Annotated in this window: 27 protein-coding genes and 1 other RNA gene; 2 read left to right on the top strand and 26 right to left on the bottom strand. The window is 31.5% G+C overall.

Translation table 11 applies throughout. The annotated features are described in order from the left end of the window. Positions 1-7: 7 nt before the first annotated feature. The 5 genes from XJ44_RS07675 to XJ44_RS07655 form a co-directional block, all read right to left on the bottom strand. Positions 8-973, bottom strand: coding sequence for an ABC transporter permease (locus tag XJ44_RS07675; protein WP_075666394.1), 966 nt, complete (start codon positions 971-973; stop codon positions 8-10). Positions 974-1,040: 67 nt separating this feature from the next. Further along, positions 1,041-2,780, bottom strand: coding sequence for an ABC transporter substrate-binding protein (locus XJ44_RS07670; RefSeq protein ID WP_077198612.1), 1,740 nt, complete (start codon positions 2,778-2,780; stop codon positions 1,041-1,043). A gap of 4 nt (positions 2,781-2,784) precedes the next feature. After that, a complete protein-coding gene (locus tag XJ44_RS07665; RefSeq protein ID WP_077198611.1) occupies positions 2,785-3,792 on the bottom strand; it encodes an ABC transporter ATP-binding protein in 1,008 nt (335 codons plus the stop codon). Continuing rightward, complete coding sequence (locus XJ44_RS07660; protein ID WP_077198610.1) at positions 3,785-4,795, bottom strand: ABC transporter ATP-binding protein; 1,011 nt, start codon at positions 4,793-4,795, stop codon at positions 3,785-3,787. Before XJ44_RS07660 ends, XJ44_RS07665 begins: the two co-directional genes overlap by 8 nt. A 19-nt stretch (positions 4,796-4,814) precedes the next feature. Continuing rightward, on the bottom strand, positions 4,815-5,432 hold the full coding sequence (locus XJ44_RS07655) for a hypothetical protein (protein WP_233119541.1): 618 nt from the start codon (positions 5,430-5,432) through the stop codon (positions 4,815-4,817). Between the two features lie 114 nt (positions 5,433-5,546). Between XJ44_RS07655 and ffs the strand changes: the two genes are divergently transcribed. Continuing rightward, positions 5,547-5,809, top strand: an RNA gene (ffs, locus tag XJ44_RS07650) — signal recognition particle sRNA large type. Positions 5,810-5,815: 6 nt separating this feature from the next. Here the strand turns inward: ffs and XJ44_RS07645 are convergent. The 21 genes from XJ44_RS07645 to XJ44_RS07545 form a co-directional block, all read right to left on the bottom strand. After that, the gene (locus XJ44_RS07645) at positions 5,816-7,552 is read right to left on the bottom strand and encodes an ABC transporter ATP-binding protein (protein WP_075666390.1); all 1,737 of its coding nucleotides are present in this window, start codon (positions 7,550-7,552) and stop codon (positions 5,816-5,818) included. Positions 7,553-7,567: 15 nt separating this feature from the next. After that, positions 7,568-8,476 (bottom strand): GAF domain-containing protein, encoded by a 909-nt coding sequence (locus XJ44_RS07640; RefSeq protein WP_077198609.1) that lies wholly within the window; start codon positions 8,474-8,476, stop codon positions 7,568-7,570. Continuing rightward, entirely contained in the window at positions 8,473-8,712 is a 240-nt protein-coding gene (locus XJ44_RS07635) for a S4 domain-containing protein (protein ID WP_077198608.1), read from the bottom strand. The genes XJ44_RS07640 and XJ44_RS07635 overlap by 4 nt, the downstream gene beginning before the upstream one ends. Positions 8,713-8,809: 97 nt before the next feature. Then, complete coding sequence (locus tag XJ44_RS07630; RefSeq protein WP_077198607.1) at positions 8,810-10,420, bottom strand: peptidyl-prolyl cis-trans isomerase; 1,611 nt, start codon at positions 10,418-10,420, stop codon at positions 8,810-8,812. Beyond that, positions 10,417-11,925 carry a lysine--tRNA ligase gene (gene lysS, locus XJ44_RS07625; protein ID WP_077198606.1) on the bottom strand — a complete coding sequence of 503 codons (1,509 nt, stop codon included), beginning with the start codon at positions 11,923-11,925 and terminating at the stop codon, positions 10,417-10,419. The genes XJ44_RS07630 and lysS overlap by 4 nt, the downstream gene beginning before the upstream one ends. A gap of 12 nt (positions 11,926-11,937) precedes the next feature. Next, positions 11,938-12,408 (bottom strand): transcription elongation factor GreA, encoded by a 471-nt coding sequence (greA, locus tag XJ44_RS07620; protein ID WP_075666385.1) that lies wholly within the window; start codon positions 12,406-12,408, stop codon positions 11,938-11,940. A 16-nt stretch (positions 12,409-12,424) separates the two neighbouring features. Further along, the gene (nrdR, locus tag XJ44_RS07615) at positions 12,425-12,880 is read right to left on the bottom strand and encodes a transcriptional regulator NrdR (RefSeq protein WP_075666384.1); all 456 of its coding nucleotides are present in this window, start codon (positions 12,878-12,880) and stop codon (positions 12,425-12,427) included. Between the two features lie 5 nt (positions 12,881-12,885). After that, complete coding sequence (gene whiA, locus XJ44_RS07610) at positions 12,886-13,800, bottom strand: DNA-binding protein WhiA (protein WP_075666383.1); 915 nt, start codon at positions 13,798-13,800, stop codon at positions 12,886-12,888. Positions 13,801-13,804: 4 nt separating this feature from the next. Next, entirely contained in the window at positions 13,805-14,731 is a 927-nt protein-coding gene (locus XJ44_RS07605) for a gluconeogenesis factor YvcK family protein (protein WP_077198605.1), read from the bottom strand. Continuing rightward, positions 14,731-15,570, bottom strand: coding sequence for an RNase adapter RapZ (rapZ, locus tag XJ44_RS07600; protein ID WP_077198604.1), 840 nt, complete (start codon positions 15,568-15,570; stop codon positions 14,731-14,733). The genes XJ44_RS07605 and rapZ overlap by 1 nt, the downstream gene beginning before the upstream one ends. Beyond that, positions 15,527-16,318: a glutamate racemase gene (gene murI, locus XJ44_RS07595; RefSeq protein ID WP_077198603.1), complete on the bottom strand. Its 792-nt coding sequence runs from the start codon at positions 16,316-16,318 to the stop codon at positions 15,527-15,529. The genes rapZ and murI overlap by 44 nt, the downstream gene beginning before the upstream one ends. Beyond that, positions 16,299-16,559, bottom strand: a complete 261-nt coding sequence (locus XJ44_RS07590; RefSeq protein WP_077198602.1) for a cell division protein ZapA — start codon at positions 16,557-16,559, stop codon at positions 16,299-16,301. The genes murI and XJ44_RS07590 overlap by 20 nt, the downstream gene beginning before the upstream one ends. Then, a complete protein-coding gene (locus tag XJ44_RS07585; RefSeq protein ID WP_077198601.1) occupies positions 16,540-16,785 on the bottom strand; it encodes a hypothetical protein in 246 nt (81 codons plus the stop codon). The genes XJ44_RS07590 and XJ44_RS07585 overlap by 20 nt, the downstream gene beginning before the upstream one ends. 1 nt (position 16,786) lies before the next feature. Beyond that, on the bottom strand, positions 16,787-17,407 hold the full coding sequence (locus tag XJ44_RS07580; RefSeq protein ID WP_077198600.1) for a site-2 protease family protein: 621 nt from the start codon (positions 17,405-17,407) through the stop codon (positions 16,787-16,789). After that, positions 17,391-18,740 carry a B12-binding domain-containing radical SAM protein gene (locus XJ44_RS07575; protein ID WP_077198599.1) on the bottom strand — a complete coding sequence of 450 codons (1,350 nt, stop codon included), beginning with the start codon at positions 18,738-18,740 and terminating at the stop codon, positions 17,391-17,393. The genes XJ44_RS07580 and XJ44_RS07575 overlap by 17 nt, the downstream gene beginning before the upstream one ends. Continuing rightward, positions 18,721-19,461: a type III pantothenate kinase gene (locus tag XJ44_RS07570; protein ID WP_077198598.1), complete on the bottom strand. Its 741-nt coding sequence runs from the start codon at positions 19,459-19,461 to the stop codon at positions 18,721-18,723. The genes XJ44_RS07575 and XJ44_RS07570 overlap by 20 nt, the downstream gene beginning before the upstream one ends. Position 19,462: 1 nt before the next feature. Then, a complete protein-coding gene (locus tag XJ44_RS07565) occupies positions 19,463-20,968 on the bottom strand; it encodes an HD domain-containing protein (protein ID WP_077198597.1) in 1,506 nt (501 codons plus the stop codon). Between the two features lie 14 nt (positions 20,969-20,982). Further along, entirely contained in the window at positions 20,983-21,597 is a 615-nt protein-coding gene (gene udk, locus XJ44_RS07560) for a uridine kinase (protein ID WP_077198596.1), read from the bottom strand. A gap of 4 nt (positions 21,598-21,601) precedes the next feature. Beyond that, positions 21,602-22,147 (bottom strand): metal-dependent hydrolase, encoded by a 546-nt coding sequence (locus XJ44_RS07555; RefSeq protein WP_077198595.1) that lies wholly within the window; start codon positions 22,145-22,147, stop codon positions 21,602-21,604. Position 22,148: 1 nt separating this feature from the next. Then, the gene (locus XJ44_RS07550; RefSeq protein WP_077198594.1) at positions 22,149-23,156 is read right to left on the bottom strand and encodes a polyprenyl synthetase family protein; all 1,008 of its coding nucleotides are present in this window, start codon (positions 23,154-23,156) and stop codon (positions 22,149-22,151) included. Position 23,157: 1 nt separating this feature from the next. After that, positions 23,158-23,772, bottom strand: a complete 615-nt coding sequence (locus tag XJ44_RS07545) for a hypothetical protein (RefSeq protein ID WP_077198593.1) — start codon at positions 23,770-23,772, stop codon at positions 23,158-23,160. Between the two features lie 135 nt (positions 23,773-23,907). On the opposite strand from XJ44_RS07545, the gene hydF reads away from it, so the two are divergent. After that, positions 23,908-25,098 (top strand): [FeFe] hydrogenase H-cluster maturation GTPase HydF, encoded by a 1,191-nt coding sequence (gene hydF / locus XJ44_RS07540; RefSeq protein WP_077198592.1) that lies wholly within the window; start codon positions 23,908-23,910, stop codon positions 25,096-25,098. Positions 25,099-25,101 lie beyond the last annotated feature (3 nt).

Raw genomic sequence — 25,101 nt, 5'->3', positions numbered from 1 at the left:
CTACCTCCTATTCCAACCTAATTCTTGGATCAACTGCTGCTAATAAAATATCACCAACCAAATTACCTATGATCAACATAATAACACTTATTACCGTACTTGCCATAACAACGTACATATCTTGTTGTTGCAATGCTTGATAAACTAATCTTCCAAGTCCTGGCCACGAAAAGATCGTTTCCGTAATTACGGCTCCTCCAAGGAGTCCAGATAAACTAAAACCAAACATCGTTATCAAAGGATTTATTGCATTCCTAACTGCGTGTTTAAAGATAACTACGCGTTCAGGCATACCTTTCGCCCTTGCAAATTCAACATAATCTTCGTTTAAAACATCAAGTAAACTACCCCTCATATACCTCATTAATCCTGCGAAACCACCAAATGTTAAGGTAAACGCTGGAAGCTGCATATGCCAGAAAATATCTTTAAAACCTTCCCAAACAGTCATTTTCCCATGATTAACATCGTACATACCTGCTACTGGGAACCACCCAGTCTTTGCTGCCATATAAAGCAACAAAAGCGCTAAAAAGAAACCAGGTATCGCAATTCCAGTAAATGCTATTATTGTCAAAAACTTATCCCAAAAAGAGTATTTCTTTAAAGCTGAAACAATTCCCAATATAATACCCACAATCCACGAAATAACAAAAGAATATAACGACAATATCAACGTGGCTAAAACCCTTTCTCCAATCAAATCCATAACAGGTCTTCTATAATAAAATGAATATCCAAAATCTCCTTTAAATAATCCTTTCAACCACAAAAAATATTGAGTCAAAATAGGCTTATTAAGACCATACTGTTCCTCGAGAGATTTAATAAATTCTTTAGACACAGATGGATCAAGCCTGTATTGATCTAAAAAATCCCCAGGTGCTGCTTGCATTATCAAAAAAACCAACAAAGAAATTATAAAAAGTTCTGGAATCAATATAATTAATCTACGTGCTATATACCTTAGCAATCTCAGTCACCTCTCTTTGAATTTTAATAAGAAAGCAGGCGCAGGACGCGCCTGCTGCTATAAAATATTATTGTTCTCTCCATTCTTCATAAATATTCCAGGTTGTTCCACCAAGTGGTCCTATCTTAACATTTCTCAAGTTTGCTCTATATGCGTACATCCTTAATTGGTTTACAGTATAAATCAATGGTAAATGCTCGGATACCAATTGTTGGAATCTTGCAAAGTAATCCTTTACAATATTTTCATCCAAAATTGCCACATTTTCTTTGAAAATCTTATCAATTTCAAGTTCCCAATCTGGTAAATAATAATCATTTTTATCTACATATTCTGCAGTATCTGGTGAGTAATTCCAGAAATGCAATCCTGCATCTACTTTCCATACATTTGCACCACCTTGCGGTTCGTCATTACCTGTTAATCCTATAATTATTGACTCCCAATCACCTGTATTTAATAATTTTTGTACCAATGTATTGAAATCAATTGGTGTAAATGTAACATCCATACCTAATTTTTTCAATGCATCTTGAATTATATTTGCCGCTCCTTCTCTAACTCTATTTCCTGCATTAGTTGTGAGTAAAAACTTCACAGGATTTCCGTTTTCGTCGATAAGTTGACCATTTTCATCCCATGTAAATCCACCCATTTCAAGCATAGCCCTTGCAAGATCAAGATCAAATTCGTATTTTGTTACAACATCTTCGTTGTAATATGGAGAACTCATGGATACAGGTGACCATTGTGGAATAGCAAGTCCGTTGTAAAGAGTATCAATTATAGATTCCTTATCTATTGCATATGCTACTGCTTTTCTGAAGTACTCGTTTCTAAACCATTTTCTCTTGATTGGATCTGGTGTATTCCAATTAAATGTAATAAACAATGTTCCAAATGCTGGTCCTGCTGTTGTCACTACTATGTTAAGCTCTTTTTCTTTTTCCTTTAATTCTGCAAATTCTGTTCCTCTGGGTCCATAAACATCTATTTCACCATTTTCAAACGCAAGTCTCATTGCATCTTGGTTGGAAATTATCTTATAAATTACCTCATCAAAGTACGGAAGAGGATTTCCATTAGCATCCTTTTTCCAGTAATATGGATTTTTTACAAACTTTATGTATTGATCGGGAACATATTCCACGGGAATATATGGACCAAGCCCTACAACTTCCCCTTTGTTAATTGAATCAACTGTCCAAAATTCTTGGAAGTTTCCATTTTTTACATATTCTTCTGCAATGTGTTTTGGGAAAATATACATTCCACCTAAGTATCTAAATGCAAGCCTAAATGGTTCAGGGTAGTACATTCTTACAGTATAATCATCAATTTTTTCTGCTTTTGGCAAATAACCATTTGTACTTTTCAAAACATCTTGCATTGAACTTGGAATATCAGGATTTGTATAAATTTCGTTTAATGTAAAGACAATATCATCAGCTGTAAGTGGTTGACCATCGCTAAATTTTACCCCTTTTCTAATATGCCAAATAACTTCCATACCACCATCTGCTGTCAACCTGGGTCCTTCCCAACTTTCAGCAATTGCAGGATAAAATTTCATATCTACACCATGTCTTTCAATAAGTGTTCCACCATAACTCATAAACATCTCAATAACATCTGTAGAACTTGTTTCTTTTGCGGTAACATCATTAACGGTCTTTGGCCCACTCAGTGTTCCCAAGACAAACTGTCCACCTGGCTTACCGTTTGCATCAGCACCTATATAAGGAAGTTGAGCAGCAAATGAAAACACCACTGCCAATACCACCAAAAATACTGCGAGCTTCTTCATAAACTCACACCCCCTCGTTTTCTACCAGGTAACATGATACCTGGTGATTTTCAGAAATTTTATACATATTTGGATATTCTTTTTCACATTTTTCCGTTTTATATGGACATCTCGGATGGAAGAAACATCCACTCGGTCTTGCAATCGGACTTGGGACATTTCCACTTAAAATTATCCTTTTTCTATTTTTCTCAACCTTTGGATCAGGTATCGGAGATGCAGATAATAAAGCCTTTGTATATGGGTGAATTGGATTTTCGAATACTTCATCAACATCACCCATTTCAACAATTTTCCCCAAATACATAACGGCAACCTTATCGCTTATAAATCTTACAAGTGATAAATCATGAGAAATAAAAACATAAGTAAGATTAAGCTCTTCCTGGAATTTCAAAAACAAATTAATTATCTGTGCTTGAACTGAAACATCTAATGCAGAAGTTGGCTCATCTAAAAATATAATTTCCGGATCAACTGATAAAGCCCTTGCAATAGCTATTCTTTGTTTTTGTCCTCCACTAAACTGGTGAGGATACCTATCCATATGATATGGCTTTAATCCCACCATTCTTAAGATTTCCACAGCTCTATCATAGGCTTCTTTTTTATCAGATACTATCTTGTGAAATAATAAGGGTTCCGTCAAAATTTGTCCTATTGTCATTCTTGGATTTAGTGAACCTATTGGGTTTTGAAAAACTATTTGCATTTTTCTTCTAAATGGAAGCAACTCTTTTCTGCTAAGATTTGAAATATCTTTTCCAAACACCTTTATTTTTCCACCCGTTGGATTAATCAATCTAAGCATTGTCCTTGCGGTAGTTGTCTTACCACAACCTGATTCTCCCACTAACGCAAATGTTTCCTTCTTTTTCACTTCAAACGAAACATCATCAACCGCTTTCACATCTCCCACGTGTTTCTTTACCAAGAAACCTTTTGAAATGGGGAAATATTTTTTCAAATTCTCCACTTTTATTATGGGGTCATTTTTTATTACTTCATTCATTCCTCATCGCCTCCGATTCTTTCCTATCTAGAACGGGATTGAAACATCTCACAAAGTGTCCTGGTTCAATTTCTGTAAGCTCTGGAAGTTCTTTAGAACATTTATCCAAACGCCTTGGACACCTTGGTGCAAATGGACAAACATTAGGTACATCTATCATTCTCGGAGGTTGCCCCGGAATTGCTTCTAATCTATCCTGTTTCATATCAAGCCTTGGAATAGCACGCAACAACATATGCGTATATGGATGTGTTGGCTTGTAGAATATATCTTCTGCAGAAGCTATTTCCATTTGCCTACTTCCATACATAACAATTATTCTATCAGCCATAGAAGCAATAACTCCCAAATCATGCGTTATAAACAGCAGTCCTGTTTTAAATTCCTTTTGCAAATCTTTCATCAAATCAAGAATCTGTGCTTGAATTGTAACATCTAAAGCAGTTGTTGGCTCATCTGCAATTAAAACTTTTGGATTACACGAAAGTGCAATAGCAATAATTGCACGTTGCCTCATACCACCACTAAATTCAAATGGATATGCAACCATTCTCTTCTCTGCTTCGGGAATTTGAACTTTTTTAAGCATTTCAATTCCGATTTCCCACGCAGTCCTTCTGTCAACATTTTGGTGCCTAATTATCGTTTCTGTTAATTGATCACCTATTGTATATAGAGGATTTAACGAGGTAAGTGGATCTTGGAAAACCATACTAATCTCTTTTCCTCTAATTTTGGACATCTCTTCTACAGACAACTTTAAAATATCTTCTTCTTTCCCCCTACCTCTATAAATAATTTCACCACCAACAATTTTCCCTGGCTTATGGATAAGCCTCATAATAGATTTTACTGTAACACTCTTTCCCGAACCTGTTTCTCCAACAATTCCAACAACCTCATCCTCATGTAAATCAAACGAAACATCGTTAACAGCTTTAACAACACCCTCTTCCATATAAAACCATGTACTTAGGTTTCTAACGGATAATATAGGTTCCAAAAGTTTTCACCTCTCTTAACTAGTTTTTTTCATCGGCTATTATTTCCATAGTATCCAAAATCGGATCATATATACCAATTAGCTTCCTTTCTCTACTGACTTTATATAAATTCATACTTGTAACAAGATACCCATTTTCAAATGAAACATAATTTCTGTTTATAATGTTCAAAATAGTTCGGAATACAAACATTTCCAAACTCCCATACTCCACTGGTAACACCATTACAGTTATACCACAAGTTGTTTCAAATGTAAAGTGTTTGTAAAAATACGCATTTTCATGGTAAAAGTTGTTATTCAAAATTAAATATTTACAATCATCTTCAAACAGCTTTTTCAAAACTTTATTGATTAATTCATCACTATACCTTATGTTAAATTCCAATCCATCGTTATTAACCACTTCCAGGTTATCTAAATCAATAATAAAGCCTGCATTTTCCTCGTCTACCAAAGTATATTTTAAACCATTTTTATTCAAAAAATCTAGAAATTTTGATACATAATATTTATCACCTTTTATATATATCTTTTTTGCTGAATTAAAATTAAAAAAGAATGCAAAAACAGCTATCAAAAGCACTATAAAGATTACATTCCAATTTCTCCTAATATTTTCCCCTCCATTTATCACTTTTTTTACAAATATTTAGAATACCACATTATTATTTTTTTTCAACTTTCATCAATATTCTTAAAGATGAATCTTTGACAATTATAAATAATAGTGTTAAAATATCATGTGGTGCCGTGCTAAGCGGGGGGTTGGTGGTCCCCTGAACCCGAAATCCACCTAGCGGGGCTTAATTCCCCTGCTGAGGTATCTGAGGTCTGAAAACGGTTTTCACTAAGACGTTGAAGGCCGAGTCCCACGCAACAACTACCTGTGAACCGGGTCAGGTCCGGAAGGAAGCAGCCCTAAGCAGGCAAGTGTGTGCCGTGGGGGTACTCGACCTGAGTCTGATGTGGAGATACGCTCAGGTCTCAGAGAATCGAAGCAGGGGTGCACGGCACCTTTTATTTTTTGAATTGCACTTCATAAAGTTTATAATACATTCCCTTCTTTTTCATCAATTCTTTATGAGTTCCTTTTTCCACTACTTTACCATCATGTATTACGAATATAACATCTGCACTTACAACTGTCGCAAGCCTATGCGCGATCATAACGACTGTTTTTTCTTTCGATAATTTTCTAACAGCTTTTTGTATCCTTTCTTCAGTTTGCACATCAATATTGCTTGTTGCTTCATCAAGTATAAATATTTTAGCATCAAACAATACAGAACGTGCTAGTGCAATTAGTTGTCTTTCACCCGCAGAAATTCCTTTTCCTCTTTCAATTATTTCTGTTTTTAATCCCTTGGGTAATCTTTCTATTAAATCCCAGACATACACCTTTTTTAAAGCTTCAATAACTTCTTCCTCAGATATTTCTTTATGAAAAAGTCTCACATTATCAAGTAAACTCCCCGAAAACAATACTACATCCTGTGGAACCGCAGAAATATTCTTACGTAAATAATGAATATTATACTTTTCAAGTTCTAAATTATCAATTAATATTTTACCTTTTTGCAGTCTATACATCCCATTAACTAAGTTCATTATTGAAGTTTTTCCCGCACCAGTTTCTCCAACTACAGCTATTAATTTTCCAGGTTCAAATTTTAAATTTATATCTTTTAGTATCCACCTTTCTTCATTGTATCTAAACCAAACATTTTTAAATTCAACTACACCTTTTTCAATTTCCCTTTTACCATTCTCAGCGCCAAAATGTTCTTCCTCTTCATCCATCAACGTAAATATCTTTTCAGCACTTGCTACCGTATTTTGAATAATATCGTACTTTTCGGATAAATCTTCAAGTGGTTTCATAAACAATTCTAAATAAGCAATAAACGCGTATAAATCGCCAAAATTTAAAGTTCTTAAAATAATATACTTTGCTCCCATCCAAATTATCGCAGCAATTGCCAACCTATATAAAGTACTAACGGTAGGTCTAAAAATAGCAAAAACATACATCTGTTTTATCCTAGCATTGTACAAATCCTTATTAACCTTATCAAATTCTTTTCTTTCAAAATCTTCAGCATTAAATAATTTGACAACTGGCATCCCAGCAATATGTTCTGCCAAATAAGCATTAACTTTGGATATACTCGTTCTAACAGTTCTATACGCCTTTAAATCAAAATATCTAAATAAAAGCATTGCAACTATCAAGACAGGAAAAACGAAAGAAATATTTAAAAATAAATTCTTACTTACACTTAACATCATTATAATTACTCCTGTTAGCAAAAATAAATCATTAAATACACTTGTAACCACAGATGTAAAAAATTCCATAACATTTTGAGTATCATTTGCTATTCGTGTCGTAATCTGACCACTTGGATGTTTGTCAAAAAAAGACATAGGAAGTTTTAAAACATGACGAAACAAATCTCGTCTTATGTCATAAACTATTTTTCCGCCAAGGTAAGTGGTAATCAAAATTGAAATATATTCAAAAACAAATATTAAAGATGTAGAAATAATAAAATACACTGCCATTTTAAAAATACCAGAAAACCTTTCTGATGTAGGTAAGCCATCATTTGTAATGTAGTTGTTTACAGCACTTCTTACAATTTGTGGAGGTAACAAAGTAACAAAGGTGAGAGAAATAACAACCAAAATAGCTATTATAAATAAAGCCATGTATGGCTTTGCATATTTTAGGAGCCTTAAAAGCTGCTTCATATATTTTCTCCTCCATTATTTATCAAGATAATCTGAAACCATACTACATATTCCCTCTAAAAATTTTTTATCCCTTTCATCAAACGGTGAAACATAATGACTATCTATATCTATCTCACCAATAACCTCTTTATTTTTAAATATAGGAACTACAATTTCGCTTTTCACCTTTGGACTACATGACAAATAATTTGTCTCTTTTAAAACATTCTGAACTATAAATGTTTTTTTCAAATCGGCTGCCTGACCACATATTCCCTCTCCAATTTTTATTTTTACATGTTCTGTAGGTTCACCTACAAAATCACCTAACTCTAAAACCCCCTCATCATTTATCATATAAAATCCCACCCAATCATAATATGGAACTTTTTCATATAAAATTTCGCAAATGCACTTCATAAAACTCTTATCTTTTTCTTTTTTTGCCAAAAATTCATTTATTTCTTCAAAAATTTTCTCTTTATTGTAAAAATTTCCCATTAACTCTCCTTTTCTAAAATGTACAATAGATTGAAACACAGCTTCGGAAACTTTATTAAGTTCTCCTTTTTCCCATAATGAATACAAATTTTCAAATACAACTTTTTTTTCATTTTCTTCTACAACAATCCAATCCACACTTTTTGGAAAAACTCCCAAAAATGTTATAAAATCTTCTCTTTTTAAATCTAATTCTTTTGAGTGTTGCCTGATTCTTTTTGCAATTGAATCCTTCCCCACCAGTTCTCTATAATCATACAAAAATTTATCAAAATTTCTCCTTTCTAATTTATCAAAATTTGGAGTACCTAAACTCTTTTCAATTTCTCCTAGAATTGAAAATTTGGATTTTAATTTTTCCCATATATTTCCCCATTGAGACTTATCATACCTTAAAAACTCAAGCATTTCTTCTACGTGATTTTCTACAATATTTCTCATATTTCATCCCCCCAAATCTTTTTTTCTTCAATTACTTCATATTCTTTCTCACTTAAGACTTTAATTTTTAAAAACCTACTCCTTAGAAAAAGTTCAAGTTCATCACCACTTCTTATCTCAGAGGCCGGTTTTAATGCTATATTATTTCTAATAATCTTTCCATTTTTTGCAAGCTGCTGTGCTATTGTTCGTCTTTTAATTATACGTGTTTCCTTTAAAAATTTATCTAACCGCAAAATATCACCCCTTGAAAAATTATACCATAAATAGTTCGTTGTGCTAAAAAATTCAAGCCCATTAATGGGCTTGAACTTGATTTTTATTTCTTTTTACTTAATTAGTGCTTGTTGCGTTTTTCATAAAATTAAGTTCGTTAAATGCCGCATCAAAATCCATATATGTAGGTGTTGCTTCTTTTAATTTTTCAAGATACTGCTTAGCAGTTGTCGCATCCTTAAGCATCTTATTTATTTCATACAAATTATAAAGAACTTCTGCTTTCTGATTTAATGAAATATCCGTTGCTTCAGATAAAGTTGTCAAACCACCGTATAAATCAATAAAATCATTCATAACATTTTGAAGCATTCCATATTCTATATACGGTTTAATCTTAGAATACAACTTTGTATAATAATTAAACAATACATCTTTTCTATCTGGATATTGTTCTTTCATCTTTTTTGTTGCAATAAATGATTCAGGATAATCTTTATAAACACTCTTCAAAACAATATCTGACTCTTTTTTAGCATCATCAATAATTTCACTATTAGTAAATGACGCATCTTTTATCATCTTATCAACCAAAGTCACAAATGCAGCTTTTATCTCAACAGGAACATCTTCTTTTACCATGTTTGAATTAAAATCAAATACCATACCATTCAAATTCTTATACACATTCAATAAATCAGTTCCTGATTTTGTTAAAACTTCGTTCCATACCCTATAAACTTCGTTATTTATAACAACCCCAACGTTATTATCCTTTTTGAACTTTTCAATCTCATTTCTAAACTTTTCACCCTGAAGCTGATTTAAAACATCTTGATAACCTTGCGAAAGCGAAAATTTTTCAAATGTATCTACATTAGTTAAATCATTTACATAAAATACAAAAAAATTACTCCCCAAAGGAACTGGACCTACTACAGTATTTGGTGTAGAAAAAATCGTTTCTTCAAATTTTTTGTCCAAAATTCCCCTCTTAAGGTTTGGATACTTTTGAATAGAAACATTCAGATCTGTTGCAGCTTTTTCAAAACCATCTATAAGTGCTTTTGTAATAAAATTATTTGCACTAGCTTGGGTTGAAAAACTTACAAAATCAACATTTGCAGAATCATACTTATTCATTAATTCCTCTTTGTGACTTTCATAGTATTCTTCCATTTGTTTCTCATCAATTTTGGCAATTTTATTTTTAACTTTTGAAATAGTTAAATACTTAATAATATCAGCTTCTATAGATTTTTTGTAATTTTCCAAACCACCAAAATTTTGTTCAACATATTTCAAAAGGTTTTCATTTTCCTTTATCTTACTTACTTGTTTTTCAAGTTCATCTTTAATTTCGCTTTTACTTGGTCTAATATTGCTAATTTCCGCATAATAAAGCACCACTTTTGTATCTATTAAGTCATTCAAAAGTGATGTTTTTAACATTGGTTCTTCAAAAACTGGATCAACATCAGTCAATTTGTAGTAAGATAATGCTTGACTATATGACTTTTCTAAATCCCATGGAAAAATCCAATAATCCGAATTTAAAGCTGTTCCATCTTTTGTTAAAAATGCTACTGAATCACTCAAAGAATATTCAATTTTACTTTTCCTTGCAGAAAAATAAGAGGTTAAAGACCAAATTACTATACCAGCCACAAAAGCAATAGCAATAGTCCAAATAATTACACCGTGTGCCTTTTCAAACCATTTTCTCATTCTTGCGAACCCCCTTCTATATCTAGCTCTTCTTCTTCAAAAGATTTTGGTCTAACAAGTGGGAAAGCTATAACATCTCTAATTGTAGGTGAATTAGTCAACAACATTACAAGTCTGTCTATTCCTATTCCCAATCCACCAGTAGGTGGCATTCCATACTCAAGTGCCCTTACAAAATCTTTATCCATCATTTGAGCTTCTTCGTCTCCTGCTTCTCTTAACTCAACTTGCTTTAAAAATCTTTCATATTGATCAACTGGATCGTTCAACTCACTAAATGCATTTGCCATTTCCCTTCCAAAGATTATTAACTCAAACCTTTCTGTAACACGTGGATCTTCTCTATGCTTTTTTGCAAGTGGTGAAATTTCAACTGGATGTTCCAATAAAAATGTAGGTTGAACAACTTTATCTTCGACAAGATCCCAAAGTTTCTCTATTATATGTCCCCTGTCTTTTATTTCCACTTCTACTTCACGTGCTTTTAAAACTTCAATCATTTTATCTGTAGAATCTTCTAATATATCTACGTTTAAATGTTCTCTAATAAAATCTCTCATCTTCACCCTTCTCCAAGGTCTGGAAAAATCAAGCTCAATATCTTGATATCTTATCTTTGTGGTTCCAAATATCCTTTCAACTATAAAAACAAATAATTCCTCTGTAAGATTCATCATATCTTCATAATCAGCATAAGCCTGATAAACTTCAATTGAAGTAAACTCAGGATGATGTTTATACGATAACCCTTCATTACGAAAATTTTTACCAATTTCATATATCCTTTCAAATCCACCTACAATAAATCTTTTTAAATACAATTCCGTTGCAATTCTCATATACATATCAATATCAAAAACATTCAAATGTGTCACAAAAGGTCTTGCTGATGCACCACCAGTCACATATTCCAAAATTGGTGTTTCAACTTCAATAAATCCTTTTGAATTCAAAAATTCTCTAATTAATTTTATTACTTCAAACCTAATCCTAAATCTATTCAACGTTTCATCATTTGCAATCATATCAACATATCTTTGTCTATACAATAACTCTTTATCCTTAATACCATGCCACTTTTCAGGCATAGGCCTTAAAGGTTTATTCAAAAGCTCTATTTCCTTTACAAGAATTGTAATTTCACCTGTTTTACTTTTAAACACACTTCCTTTAACACCTACAATATCACCAATTGAAATATACTCTGTAAAGAAGTTATATAATTTGTCTCCAACAATGTCTTTTCTAATATATGCTTGTATTCTTCCATAAAAATCTTTAATATGGAAAAACGCACTTTTTCCATGTTTTCTTAAAGACATTATCCTTCCAGCAGTAGATACAAATGCATTTTCTTTTACCTCTCCTGGTTTTAAATCTCCAAATTCTTTTTTTATCATTTCACTAGTATGTGTTTTGTCAAACTTATTTGGATATGGATTGACCCCTTCAGTTCTTAATTGATTTATTTCCTTTATTCTTTGTTCTCTAAATTCCTTTAACAACTTCAATCCCTCCTAAACTTTTATTCCCAAAATCTGATATTTAAAAACACCTTTTGGTGATTTAATTTTAACTATTTCGCCTACCTTTTTTCCAACCAGAATTCTTCCCACAGGAGATTCAATACTTATCTTATTGCTGAAAACATCTGCTTCATGTGGAGTTACAATTTGTATAGTCTTTTCTTCACCAGTTTCAATATTTTTAATAATAACCCAATTTCCAATGTTGATTACGTTAGTATCTAACCCTTCAATAACTTCTGCCTTTGAAAGCATATTTTCAAGTTCGTTAATTCTTGCGGCAATTCTACCTTGTTCGTTTTTCGCCTCTTGATATTCAGAATTCTCAGACAAATCACCCAACTCTCTTGCCTCTTTAATCCTTTCAGCAATTTCAAACATAAGCTTTTGCTTTAATTGATCGAGCTCGGCTTTTAATTTTTCGTATCCTTCTTTGGTTAAATAAATAACCTCTTTTTTCATTAATACACCTCCAATACTATTTTTCTTTTTTCAATTCTTCCACAACTTCTAAAAATTGCTCAACTTCTCTAAAATCTTTATAAACCGATGCAAATCTTACATAAGCTACCCCATTTAATTTTTTCAGCTTTTCCATGACCAATCTTCCTATTTTTAATGTTGATACCTCCAAATTTCCAGATTTTTGTATTTCGTTTACCACATCATCCACTAATTTTTCCATTTCATCTAACGTAACATTTGTCTTTTCACATGCTTTCATTATCCCATTCAAAATCTTATTCCTATCAAACTTTTCCCTCTTTCCATCTCTTTTAACGACAAATACAGGACCAACTTCATATCTTTCATACGTCGTAAACCTTCCCTTGCACTTTATACATTCTCTCCTTCTTCTTACCGTTAAACCAGATGAATCCACACGAGAATCCAATACTTTCGTATCTTCATATCCACAATATGGACATTTCATAAATATCACTCCACTTTTTTACCTTCCAAATTCTCATAAATTTTAAAAATCTTTCTTACTCTATTGTAAACCATGCTTTTACTCAACGGTGGTTCAAAAAGTTTTCCCAAATCCGATAAGCTTAAATCTTCATTTTCCAGTCGCAAGATTGCTAATTTTTTTAATTCTTCTGATAAAACTTCATACCCATACTTTTCAATTAAATTTCTTATGATTTTTATTTGTTTTGCATTACTCTCTCCTACCCTTTTTGCATTCGCACTTAAAAAATTCAAAGAACGATTAAAATCACTTTTTATTTCCCTTGAATTAACTATCTTTTCCATCTTATCTGCATTTCTTTGTGCTCCTAAAAAATTAAGCAATTCAACAATTTCGCGTGATTTTTTCACATAATACCTAAAATTATTATTAAACTTTGAAATCTTTCCTTCAACACCCAAATTTTTTACAAGAAAATTTTTTATAATATTTAGTAAACTTTCATTGTGCGAAATTATTTCAAAATGATAACTTTTCACAGGATCAGTAACCGAACCACTTGCAATAAAAAGTCCTCTTAAAAATGCAGAAAAATAACTCAAATCTTCAAAAATATAACTTGGTATTTCCAGAACATCTATCTCAAGCTTTTCCATTATAGAAAAAGGTATAAAAATTTGTACTCTCTTTTTCTTCAATTTATTTTTTATCAAAGTTAACTTTTTTTTATCAACTTCCACTTGATTCATCAAATTCATTATTCTACGTGCAGCAGGGATAAAGCCAACCTCTAATTTCACAAACAAATCTACGTGTGTTTTAATAAGAACTCCTTTTGATTTTAAGAATCCTGAAAGTTCTGACCTTGCTTCTTCCGCGCTATTTATTTTTAAATGACAAAGCTCCCCCTTAACATCTTCTGAAAAAGTATAAAGCATTTTATCACCTGATCAAATCAATAATTAAACTCGCAAGTCTCAAAGGATTATGCCTTATTCTCCCATCATTATCTTTCATTTCAATTAAATCATCTATTATAATTCTTTCATCATTCATATCTACTTCAACTGGAACTGAACCATTTTCTAAATACCGTCTCAAAACACTTTCACAAATATTAGAATAAGATACAATAATATAATCAACTTTTCTTTTTAAATATCTTTCAATTGTTGTCACATGGTCACTAAGAGTAAAATTATATGACTCTGATGGTTGAGTCATTAAATTGGAAACATATACAACTTTTGCCTTTGATTTGTTTAAACTCTCGTAAAATCCATTTACTAGTAAATTAGGTATAATACTTGTATAAATGCTCCCGGGGCCAAGTATAATAACATCGGCATTTTTAATTGCACAATCTGCTTCTTTGTTAATATAAGTTTCTTTATCTAAAGATATTTTAATAATTTTCTTTTTTACAACTTTCATTATTTCACTTTCACCATGAGCAACAGTTCCATCTTCGTAAAATGCAACAAGTCTTACTAAATCTTCAGATACTGGAATTACCTTACCATTTATAGCTAATACCTCTGAAATATACTCTACTGCTTTTGTAAAACTACCTAACATTTTTGTAAGTGCGGTTAAAATTATGTTCCCAACTGTATGTCCCAACAAAAAACCATTTGAAAATCTATACGAAAATAACTTCCCCAGTATCTCCTCATCTTTTGCAAGTGCAACTAAATTGTTTCTAATATCTCCCGGAGGTATAATATTGTATTCTCTTCTTAAAACTCCAGAACTTCCTCCTTCATCTGTAACGGTAATAATAGCTTTTAAATCAATACCCTTAAAGTATTTCAGACCTCTTAACAAAGTTGAAACTCCTGTTCCGCCTCCAACTACTACAAAATTCATTACTTCACGTCCCTATGCTCCAATAAAACTTTGCAAGCTTCCAGATAAAATTTTGCAAGCTCTTCAGCAAAGAATACAGAGCGGTGTTGACCACCAGTACACCCAATTCCAACACTTAACTCCATTCTTCCCTCATTTTCATATCTTGAAATCGCAAAATCAATAACTTGTTTCAACATATCAATAAAATCACTTACACCCTGTGTATTGTATAAAAATTCTTTAACCTCTTTGTCTTTTCCAGTTTTATTTCTTAAACCCACTACATAAAATGGGTTAGGAAAAAAACGAACATCAAACACAAAATCAACATCTAATGGCACTCCATATTTAAATCCAAAACTTAGAATACGCAATAAAAATTTCTTCTCTACACTTGTCAATATTTCTACTAATCTTTCCCTCAATTGATGTGGATTTAGATTAGAAGTATCAATAACTATATCTGATATCTCCAAAATTTTTGTAAACGAATTTCTTTCATTTTCAATTGCTTTTTCCAACGAATTAGAAACCTTAAGCAAAGGGTGATTTCTTCGAGTGTGTGCAAATCTATTTATTAACACACTATCCTTTGCATTCAAAAATATTATTTTAATTTCCTTTAAATACTTCTTCTTTAAATTTTCAATAACTAAATACATATCTTCCAGATTCCCACTTCTTGAATCTATAACCAAGGCCAAATTTTCTACATTAATAGATATTATGGGTATTATCTGCTCAATTAAATTTACAGGCAAATTATCTATACAATAAAATCCCATATCTTCTAATAATCCAAGTGCTGTAGATTTACCTGCTCCCGATAATCCCGTTAAAATCACTAAATTTTTCAATGGATATCACCTTTCTAACTCTAAACTTATTAACAGTATACGGAACTCTAAAATTTATTCTTTTTAATTTTCTTTCAAAAATTACCGGATCTCCTGTTACATAAAACTCAACAAACGGTTTTTTCGAATTATCTTTTGGTACTAATTTTGACAGCTCTTCGGCTGGGTCAATTATTCTAACCTTAGGTAAAACCCTTGAAATTATTCCCTTTAAGAAAGGAAAATGTGTACAACCCAATATCAATTCTCTAATATTCTCCTTTCTTAAAGAAAGCAAATAATAATTTGCAATAGCTTCAACCATTCTGCCGTAAAAAACCCCTTCTTCAACTATAGAAACAAATAATTGTGTAGATTTTTGATAAACCTCTTTACCCATCATTTCCAAATAACGTTTATAACTACCATTTTTTATAGTAACATTTGTGCCTATAACTCCAATCCTATCGGCTTTTATCGCATTTATACCGGCTTTAATTATACTATTATATTTTATCCCTAAATCCAAATTTCTTTCCAATATAATTGAATCTGTAGTATTACAAGCTGCAAAAATCTCATTAACTCTCTTCTTATGAAAAAACTCTACAAATTCCCAAACAAAAGACTCAAGGACTTCCGGAGTCCTTAATCCATATGGAGCCCTTTCGGTATCCGCAATATAAATATAATGTGCTCCATTTACATATGCAAGCTTTTTTAAAACAGAAATTCCCCCAATCCCTGAATCAAATAGACCTATTTTCAACGTTAGGTTCCTCCATATTTTTTAACTTTTCACTTAATTTTGAAATTTCATCCAAACATTTAAATTCATTTTCAATCACATCACACAACATTGCAAGAAATCTTTCATCTAACGATGAAAGATTATCATACTTTTTGTTTAATTTAACTAATCTTTGTTCGATATAATTTAATATCTCTTCTTCAACATCAGATTCAACAATAAATTTTTTACCATTAAACTCAAGCGTTTTCTTCACCATTTATCTCCGCTGATGTCTCAACAACATTTTTTATTTTTCCCAATAATTTTTCAAATGTTCCATAAATTTGCTCTTTTAATGCATTGTTTTCTTGCTCAAGCTGATTAGCCCTTTCAATAGCAGCATTTAATTCCTTCCAAAGTTCTTTATTTTCTTTCTTAAGTTCTTCGTATTTCTTAATCAAATCATCAAAAAGTTGTTCAAGTTCTCTTATTTTTTCTTCCATGTTATCCCCCTTTTCCTAGTATTATAAAATTTGTCAGATTATTTATCAATATAACAAAAGGTTCCATTATAAGCGGTAATATCCAAAGCAGTAAAATTCCCAACAAAAATAGTATACCATATATTTCATATTTTATATACCAATCCCAATAATCATCTGGCAAAAAGGCACCAAGAAGCCTTGAACCATCAAGTGGTGGAACTGGTAAGAGTGAAAATATTGCATATGTAAGACTCCATTTGCACGCCTTATAAAAAACTTCATACATTATTTTATATTCAAAAAAACTTTTTGCCAACAAACCGTATAGAATAAAAAAAAACCCTCCCAAAATTGGACCAATCATCGATGAAAAAATCAGAATTTTTCTAACATTTTTATTTTTCAGTGGAAAAACTGGAACAGGTCTTGCCCAACCAAAATCAAACAAAATAAATGCAACCGTCCCAATGGGATCCAGATGAACAAATGGATTTAATGATGTTCTCTTCAATTTCTTGGGCGTATTATCCCCTGATAAAACTATCAAGTAAGCTTTTATAACCTCACGCGGAAAAATAACTAAAATTACAGCAAAAAATCCAGTTACTAAATATTGTATCAGATCAATCGTAATTTTCACCTTCTTTTACCTTTCTTGCATACATCTTTAAATATTGTACCACATTTTCACTCATTCCAAATTTCCACCAAAAAGGTAAAACGGTATTATTGAGCAACAAAGGATCCTCTAATCCAGTTAATTTTCCTTCATTTACCAAATTTATCCAATCATCTGTACCTATTATTGGAGTAAATTCATTAATAGAAAATCCTATACCTTCAGTTTTACAAAAATTAATAGCATTTTTTACATCTTCAACACTTTGCCCAGGGATATTTACCATAATATACGCTGAAACTTCTCTTTCGGTAAAACCTTTTTTTCTAAAAATACGCGCAGCTCTTACCAAATCTTTATCTACGACCTTACCTCCCGTTTTTAACTGGAGTTCTCCAGAAGTTTCATACCCAAGTTTTATAGTTTTAAAATTTAATTCCTTCATCAATTCCGCTATTTCTTCGTCTATCAGTCTAGCATGTATTCCATTTGGAAGGTGAAACCTATACTTTGAATACCCTTTTTCCAACAACTTCTTTAAAATTACTTTAAAATGCTTTTTGGAATTTACCAAAATTGCATCATCAAAAAATACTATATCTTTTACGTTAAATGTTTCAACGTATTTTTCAATTTCAAAAACCACAACTTCCGGAGGTTTAAATTTTATTCCATCCCATATCCTATGAGCAATACAATACGAACACTTATAAGGACATCCTAAAGTAGTTAAAAAAACTAAATATCCCAAATTATTGTAAAGCTCATACATGGGTGGAAGCATAAACCAATCTATATTTTTAGATTTAATTTCTTTTCCTGTTACTTGTTCTAAAAACTTTGGCAATCTATTTAAATCATTACTCGGAAAGATATGTACTCCAGTCTTTCTCGCATGAGACGGTATATTTCTAACATAAAAGCCACCAAATACAATAGGTACGTTATTTCCATAATAACTCTTTAAAAAAGAAATAGTATCCCAATAACCTGGATACCAATAAGTCAACGTAGAAGTAACAAAAATTATATCAACTTTTCCTATATCTTTTAATTTGTAATAAAAAAACTCTTTGGGTGCTCCGTATCTTTTGTATTTTCTCGGAATAAATTTTAACACATCTGGTTTTTTTACTTCAACAAATGGAAATTTTCCTGTGCCATAAAACTTATCCCTAGGAACATTTACGAATCTTTTTAAATCAATATCGTGTCTATTCATTAAATCAACAAGATAGACTTCAAACCCTAATTTATCTAAATAAGATGCCACATATAACAGGCCTAACGGTTTAAGCCAAAAATCATATGCTGCAAAATCTTCAATCCAAGGATTAACTAATAGTGCTTTCATAAAAGTAATAAATCCCCCTAAGACCTAATTCTAAATCGTAAATAACATCTTTTTTATAATCCATTATTATCTTTGATTGTCCTCCTGTGAATATAACAGAGGTAATTTCTGTTTCACTTTTTATTTTCTCAACAACTTTTATTATCCCTTCAAGTACTGTATTAATCACACCTATTCTTATATTAGATTCTGTATCTTTTCCAATAAAAACATCTGATGGCTTTAACTCCACCTTTGGAAGTTTTGCAGTTCCTTTAAACAAGGCATTAACCATCATCCCAAATCCAGGAATTATAACTCCTCCTTCATATATTCCATTTTTCAAAACATCAATAGTTATCGCCGTACCAAAATCTACTATTATCGCGTTATTACCGTAATCCTTTTCAGCTGCAATCACATTTGCCACTCTATCTGCACCAATATCAGAAGGAACTCTAACATCCCACTTTATATTCTTGTATAATTTTGCATTTAAAAACACAGCATCTTTACCTATATATTTTTTAGAAAAAAACTCAAAAATATGGTTAATATTAGGAACAACTGAAGAAACTATTATTTGATCATAGTTTTCACTAAATAACATTTTAAGATAAACGTATAATTCATCTTCTGTTTGCAATGAATACGTCGATATGCGCTTTATATTAAATTTCTTCCCATTATCCGTAAGTGCAATAGTTGTATGAGTATTTCCTACGTCAAAAAGAAGTTTCATCTTACCACCTCGTAGTAAGTTGCATGTCCACTTTTGGTATTACATTATACTTTTCCAATAAACTCCTTATATCTTTTGTAACATAAAACCTCACTATTTGTATTAAATTACTGCTCATGAGTCTATACGCGGGATATTCTTTTACATACTCATCAAAGGACAAAACTTGTTTTTTCCAAAAATCGTAAATATATATATTACTTTTTAAAAATTCTTCCGGATGCACTAAGGAAAGTTTATAAGGCGTATCTACTTTAAATATATTATCAAAATTTGAAAGTATCTCTGCAAGTCCATTTTTATCCTCTTCATCTGCACCTTCAATAGCCTTTTTCAATCTTAGCTTAATTTTTTTCAAAACATCCATTGCAAATCCTTGACTTGCAACAGAAGGATCTATACCCTCAACGGAAAATGGCGTTTCCAATATAGTCTTCCAAAAATCTCTATTTTTTAATCTCTCCACTATCTCATATGCCATTACAATATCCAATTCCAAAGGTTGTAGGTCAATTTCATAATTTAAAATCTTTTCTTTTGTCTCTTTAAATGAACTAATATTGTACTCTTCAACTATTTGCTTAAAGTAAATTTCTATTTCATTTATAATTCTTTGATCGGTTAATTCCATGAAAGTTCCTAAATTTTCAACACGTTCTTTTAACTTCAAAGGTTTATAACTTAACTCTAAAAGCTCTTGGATCATTAAATCTGCGGCACGTGAAGTCTTATGGAAATAAACATTTTTGTACATCATAAATCTGCCAAATAACGTAGTATAAATCTCATCTATAACCTTAATGTTATAAGCCAAATGTTTTTTTCCATCTTTTTCAATTATCATGGAATTTCTCACAAGTCTATCCAAAGACCCAGTCCCAAATCCTCTAGTACCTGCAAAGTATGAATCTCTAAGGACAAAGTCCATTCTATCTGCTCCTAAGGGACCTTGAATAACTGCAAATTCTATTGTTCCATACTCTTCTCCCTCATAAACATCTATCACCATTTGCATTATCTTCCTAAAATCATCTAAAAGATCTGAAATACCTCCTAAAACAAATTCAACATCTTCTAAAACTGCCTTTTGTAACTTTTCAGGAGCCCTTTCGTAAACCTTTAACATGGCATTTGGCATATACTCTGTTAAAATTTTATTTCTATATTCATCATGGCCATCATCTAACCCCATATTCTTGTAAACCACTTCATCGAATTGATGACTAAATGGCCCATGACCTATATCATGTAATAATCCAGCTAATCTTAAAATTCTTACTTTAGCTTTATCTTCAAAAAGATGCTTTGCATACATACCAGATATATGCATTACTCCTAACGAATGTGCAAATCTAGTATGAGTTGCACAAGGATATACATATTCTGAACCTACTAATTGTGACAAATATCTTAATCTTTGCATTGCCTTAGTATCAGATGCCAAGATTTCCAAAGGATACATAAAAATTTCTGCATGAATGGGATCTCTTGAAACTTTATGGTACATAAAGACACCTCTTTTCATAAATTAGTCATCTTTTTAAAAATAAATTCCACAACAACATCTATTGCTTTTTCATTAAAACCACCTTTGGGTATAATCAAATCAGCATATTTTTTTGAAGGCTCCACATACGCATCATGCATAGGTTTCACCATATTCAAATACTGCTCTACAACGCTTTCAAGAGTCCGCCCTCTCTCTTTAATATCCCTTTCAAGTCTCCTTATAAACCTCACATCACTTTCAGCATCGACAAAAATTGATAAATCGTAAACCTTTCTCAAATCCTCATAATAAAGTGCAAAAATTCCTTCTACTATAATAACAGGTTTTGGTTCTAAAATAGTAAACTTTTCTGTCCTAGAATAAATCTTAAAATCATATTCCGGTAACTTTATACTCTTTGAAGATAACAACTTATTTAAATGCATCACCAACAAAGATGACTCTATCATATCAGGATGGTCATAGTTATACTTTTTTCTTTCCTCAAGTGGTATATGACTCATATCTTTATAATAATTGTCCATAGGCAAAATTACGCTATTTTCTTTGCCTATTATTTCATGGATCTTTTGCGCAACCGTAGTTTTTCCAGAACCTGTGCCACCACCAATTCCAATAACAAACATACTATCACCTTTTAATTAATTTTCCATTTTTTTCAACAAAAGAAATATCCATTATTATATGAACAAGATATCCTATCGTAGATATTATACCAAGAAAAGCTGAATTTTCAGCCTTAAATCCCAAATAATACGCACCTGAAAACATTATTCCACCATAAATTAATGCAGCCCAAAAAGTATGCAATGGCCCTCTATGTTTAGGAATAATAATCTCAAACAAAATCCCAAAAAATAATCCCGTCAAAAACGCTATCAAAAATCTCAAATACAATCCAACATTTAAATCAAAAAAAGATATAATAATTTTCTTTGTAAACTCGAAATAAATAACAAAGGATATAACAAGTAACCTTATAAATTTATGTAAAAAAGAATGGTTGTGATCAATATCTGGCATATCAGATGACAAAACAAAAAGGAAAAAACCAAAAGCTATAACTTTCTCGTCTGGATATCCCATATTTAAAAGATGTAAAATAAAAAGATAAACACCCAAAACAATTGGGTAAAAAAACATTCCAACCCTTATATGAGAATCAAAATTTGGCATCTTAATCTCTCCTTAATCTCAATATTAAATCCATTAGCACCTCTTTGTTCTTTATATCTATTTTTTCTAAATTCTTTAGCGAAAGCTCAAACAACTCGTTCATCACGATTTTAGCACTTTCTACAGCTCCACTTTTTCTTATCGCATCAATTATAAACCCTATTTCTTTGTCCGTTTTTCGAGGTTTAAAATACATCTCAAAAAAATTATCATCATATTTTCCAAAATCTATTAATGCCGTTACTTTTCCTTCCAAAATATCGGAAAGATTAGATTTTCCAGAATTTTCATCAAATGTACTTAATATATCATCTCTTATCTGAAAAGCTATCCCCGCAGGAATTAATACACCCTCCAAATCCCTCCTTGGAACATTTCTTTTTCCAAAAAGTGCTCCAAGATAAAAAGGATAAAAAAAGGTATAATAAGCCGTTTTTAATTTAGAAATTTCCAAAGAAATTTTCTTTTCTTCAAAAATCTCCTTATATTTTTTGTTCATAGAATAAATAACGTCCAAGATTTGACCATATCCAGTATTTATGTAACATTCTGAAAAATCTTTTAAAAAACCATTTGGCAATTCTAATTTACTCAAAGCCCTTAAAGCTATAAAAAACAACACATCTCCCAACACTAACGCTAAATTTTCTCCAATTCTTGGATTAAAATTCAAATCTTTAAACTTTTCATACAAAAGACTATGCATAGAAGGTAGTCCTCTTCTTTTATCAGATTGATCCATAATATCATCGTGTATTAATAAAAAAGAATGCATTACTTCAATTACCGCCGAAACTTTATAAATCCTTTCATCAATTTTCGCCCCAAAACTCTCTGCACCTAACAAAAATAACAATGGCCTTATTCTCTTCCCAGACCTTAAACAAAACAATTTTAATTCATCAACAAGATAATCTTGTGAATTTGTTAATTTGTTTTCGTCTATAACTTCTTCTATATTTTTTTCTATATATTTAATATGAACGTTCCTAAACACTTCAAAATCCATATTATTCCCCCATGTACTTTTCAACATCTTCACCAACTAGTTTTTTTAATATATCATAGTACATAGAATTTTTCATCACAATATTTGATAAAGCCTTTTTAATTATTTCCAAATCTTCTCCGTCAAAATCTCCACTGTTAATTGCACTTACTAAATCCTTCACAACTTGTGGTCTATCCACATATGAAAGGGCCATTGCAGCTTGTGCACCAAATTTTTTTCTTTCCGCATCTCCTAATAAAAAATACTTAAGTATATCGTAAATTTCATCACCGTAACCTAGTTTGGCTATCGCTTCATAAATTATCAATTCCGCTTCTTCAAAGCTATAAAGTGACAAAACGTTGTACAAGTCCTTTTTGATACTTTTTTCTCCAATATCAGCTAAAATATCTATTACATAAAGTAGTGTTATATCATTCTTTTTAGCTTCTAAAACTCTACTTTTAAACTCCTCTAATAACTTTTCTCTTGAATATTCTTGCAATTTAAACAATGCCTCTGAAGCTATCTCTCTTACTTGACTATCCTCATCATCTAATAGCTTAATTAAGTCATCGACAGCTTCCTTCCCCTTTTCATCTATTATTCTTTTTATTAACTCTTCACGTTCCATGATAAACCTCCTAAACTGATGAACTCTACCGCTTATAATTATATCACATATACTATAACTTAGTATAATCTAATTTACTCAACAACATTTTTTTGATATAATATTAGTGAAATATTTTACAAAAGAGGTGTAAGCATGATAGCAAGTGGAGGATTCAGAAAATATATTGCAATTACCGGAAAGAGAAATGTTGGAAAATCTTCGTTTATGAACGCACTAATTGGCCAAGAAGTATCAATAGTAAGTAATGTGGCAGGAACTACTACAGATCCCGTATTCAAAAGTATGGAGCTTTCACCTGTTGGACCTGTTACACTAATTGATACTCCTGGTCTTGATGACATTGGAGAATTAGGAATAAAACGTATAAAAAAGGCAAAAAAAACTTTGTATAGAGCAGATTGCGGAATCTTAATAGTTGATAATAAACCTGGTGATTTTGAAGAACAGATTATAAACCTCTTTAAAGAACTTGAAATTCCATATTTAATAGTAATAAATAAAATAGACAAAATAGACCCAGAAAAAATAGAAAAAGCATACAAAAAGTATAATGTCCCAATTATAAAGGTTTCCGCTTTAAAAAAAAGTGGCTTTGAGGACATTGGAGAAAAAATAAATTCACTATTACCAAAAGATGATGAAATACCTTATCTTTCGGATTTAATAGACGGTGGAGATCTAGTAATATTAGTTGTCCCAATCGATTTAGGTGCACCAAAAGGTAGGTTAATAATGCCACAAGTACATGCAATAAGAGAGGGGTTAGACAGAGAATCGTTAGTATTAGTGGTAAAAGAAAGGGAATTAAGATATGCAATTGAAAATATAGGAATAAAACCTAGACTAGTTGTTACAGATTCTCAAAGTGTAATGAAAGTCGTTTCAGATGTGCCTGATGATGTAGATCTAACTACTTTTTCCATACTTGAATCAAGGTATAGAGGTGATTTAGAATATTTTGTTGAAAGCGTAAAAGCAATTGAAAATCTATCAGACGGAGATACCGTTATCATAATGGAAGGTTGTACCCACAGGCCACTTACTGAAGACATAGGACGAGTTAAAATTCCAAGGTGGTTAACCAATCACACAGGAGCAGCATTAAACTTTAAAGTATGGGCAGGGGTGGACCTTCCAGAACTTTCTGAAATTGAAGACGCAAAATTGGTTATTCACTGTGGTGGTTGTGTAATGAACAGAAATAACATGATGAGAAGGGTTCGTATGTTCAAGCGTTTGGACATTCCCATGACAAATTACGGAGTTATAATATCTTATTTACACGGTGTGCTTGATAGAGCTATTAAGCCATTAATGAGGTGAAAA

It is taken from the genome of Thermosipho affectus (assembly GCF_001990485.1).
Lineage (GTDB): Bacteria > Thermotogota > Thermotogae > Thermotogales > Fervidobacteriaceae > Thermosipho > Thermosipho affectus.
Note: the sequence above shows the minus strand (reverse complement) of the source record. Positions and strands in the feature narration are given on the sequence as shown.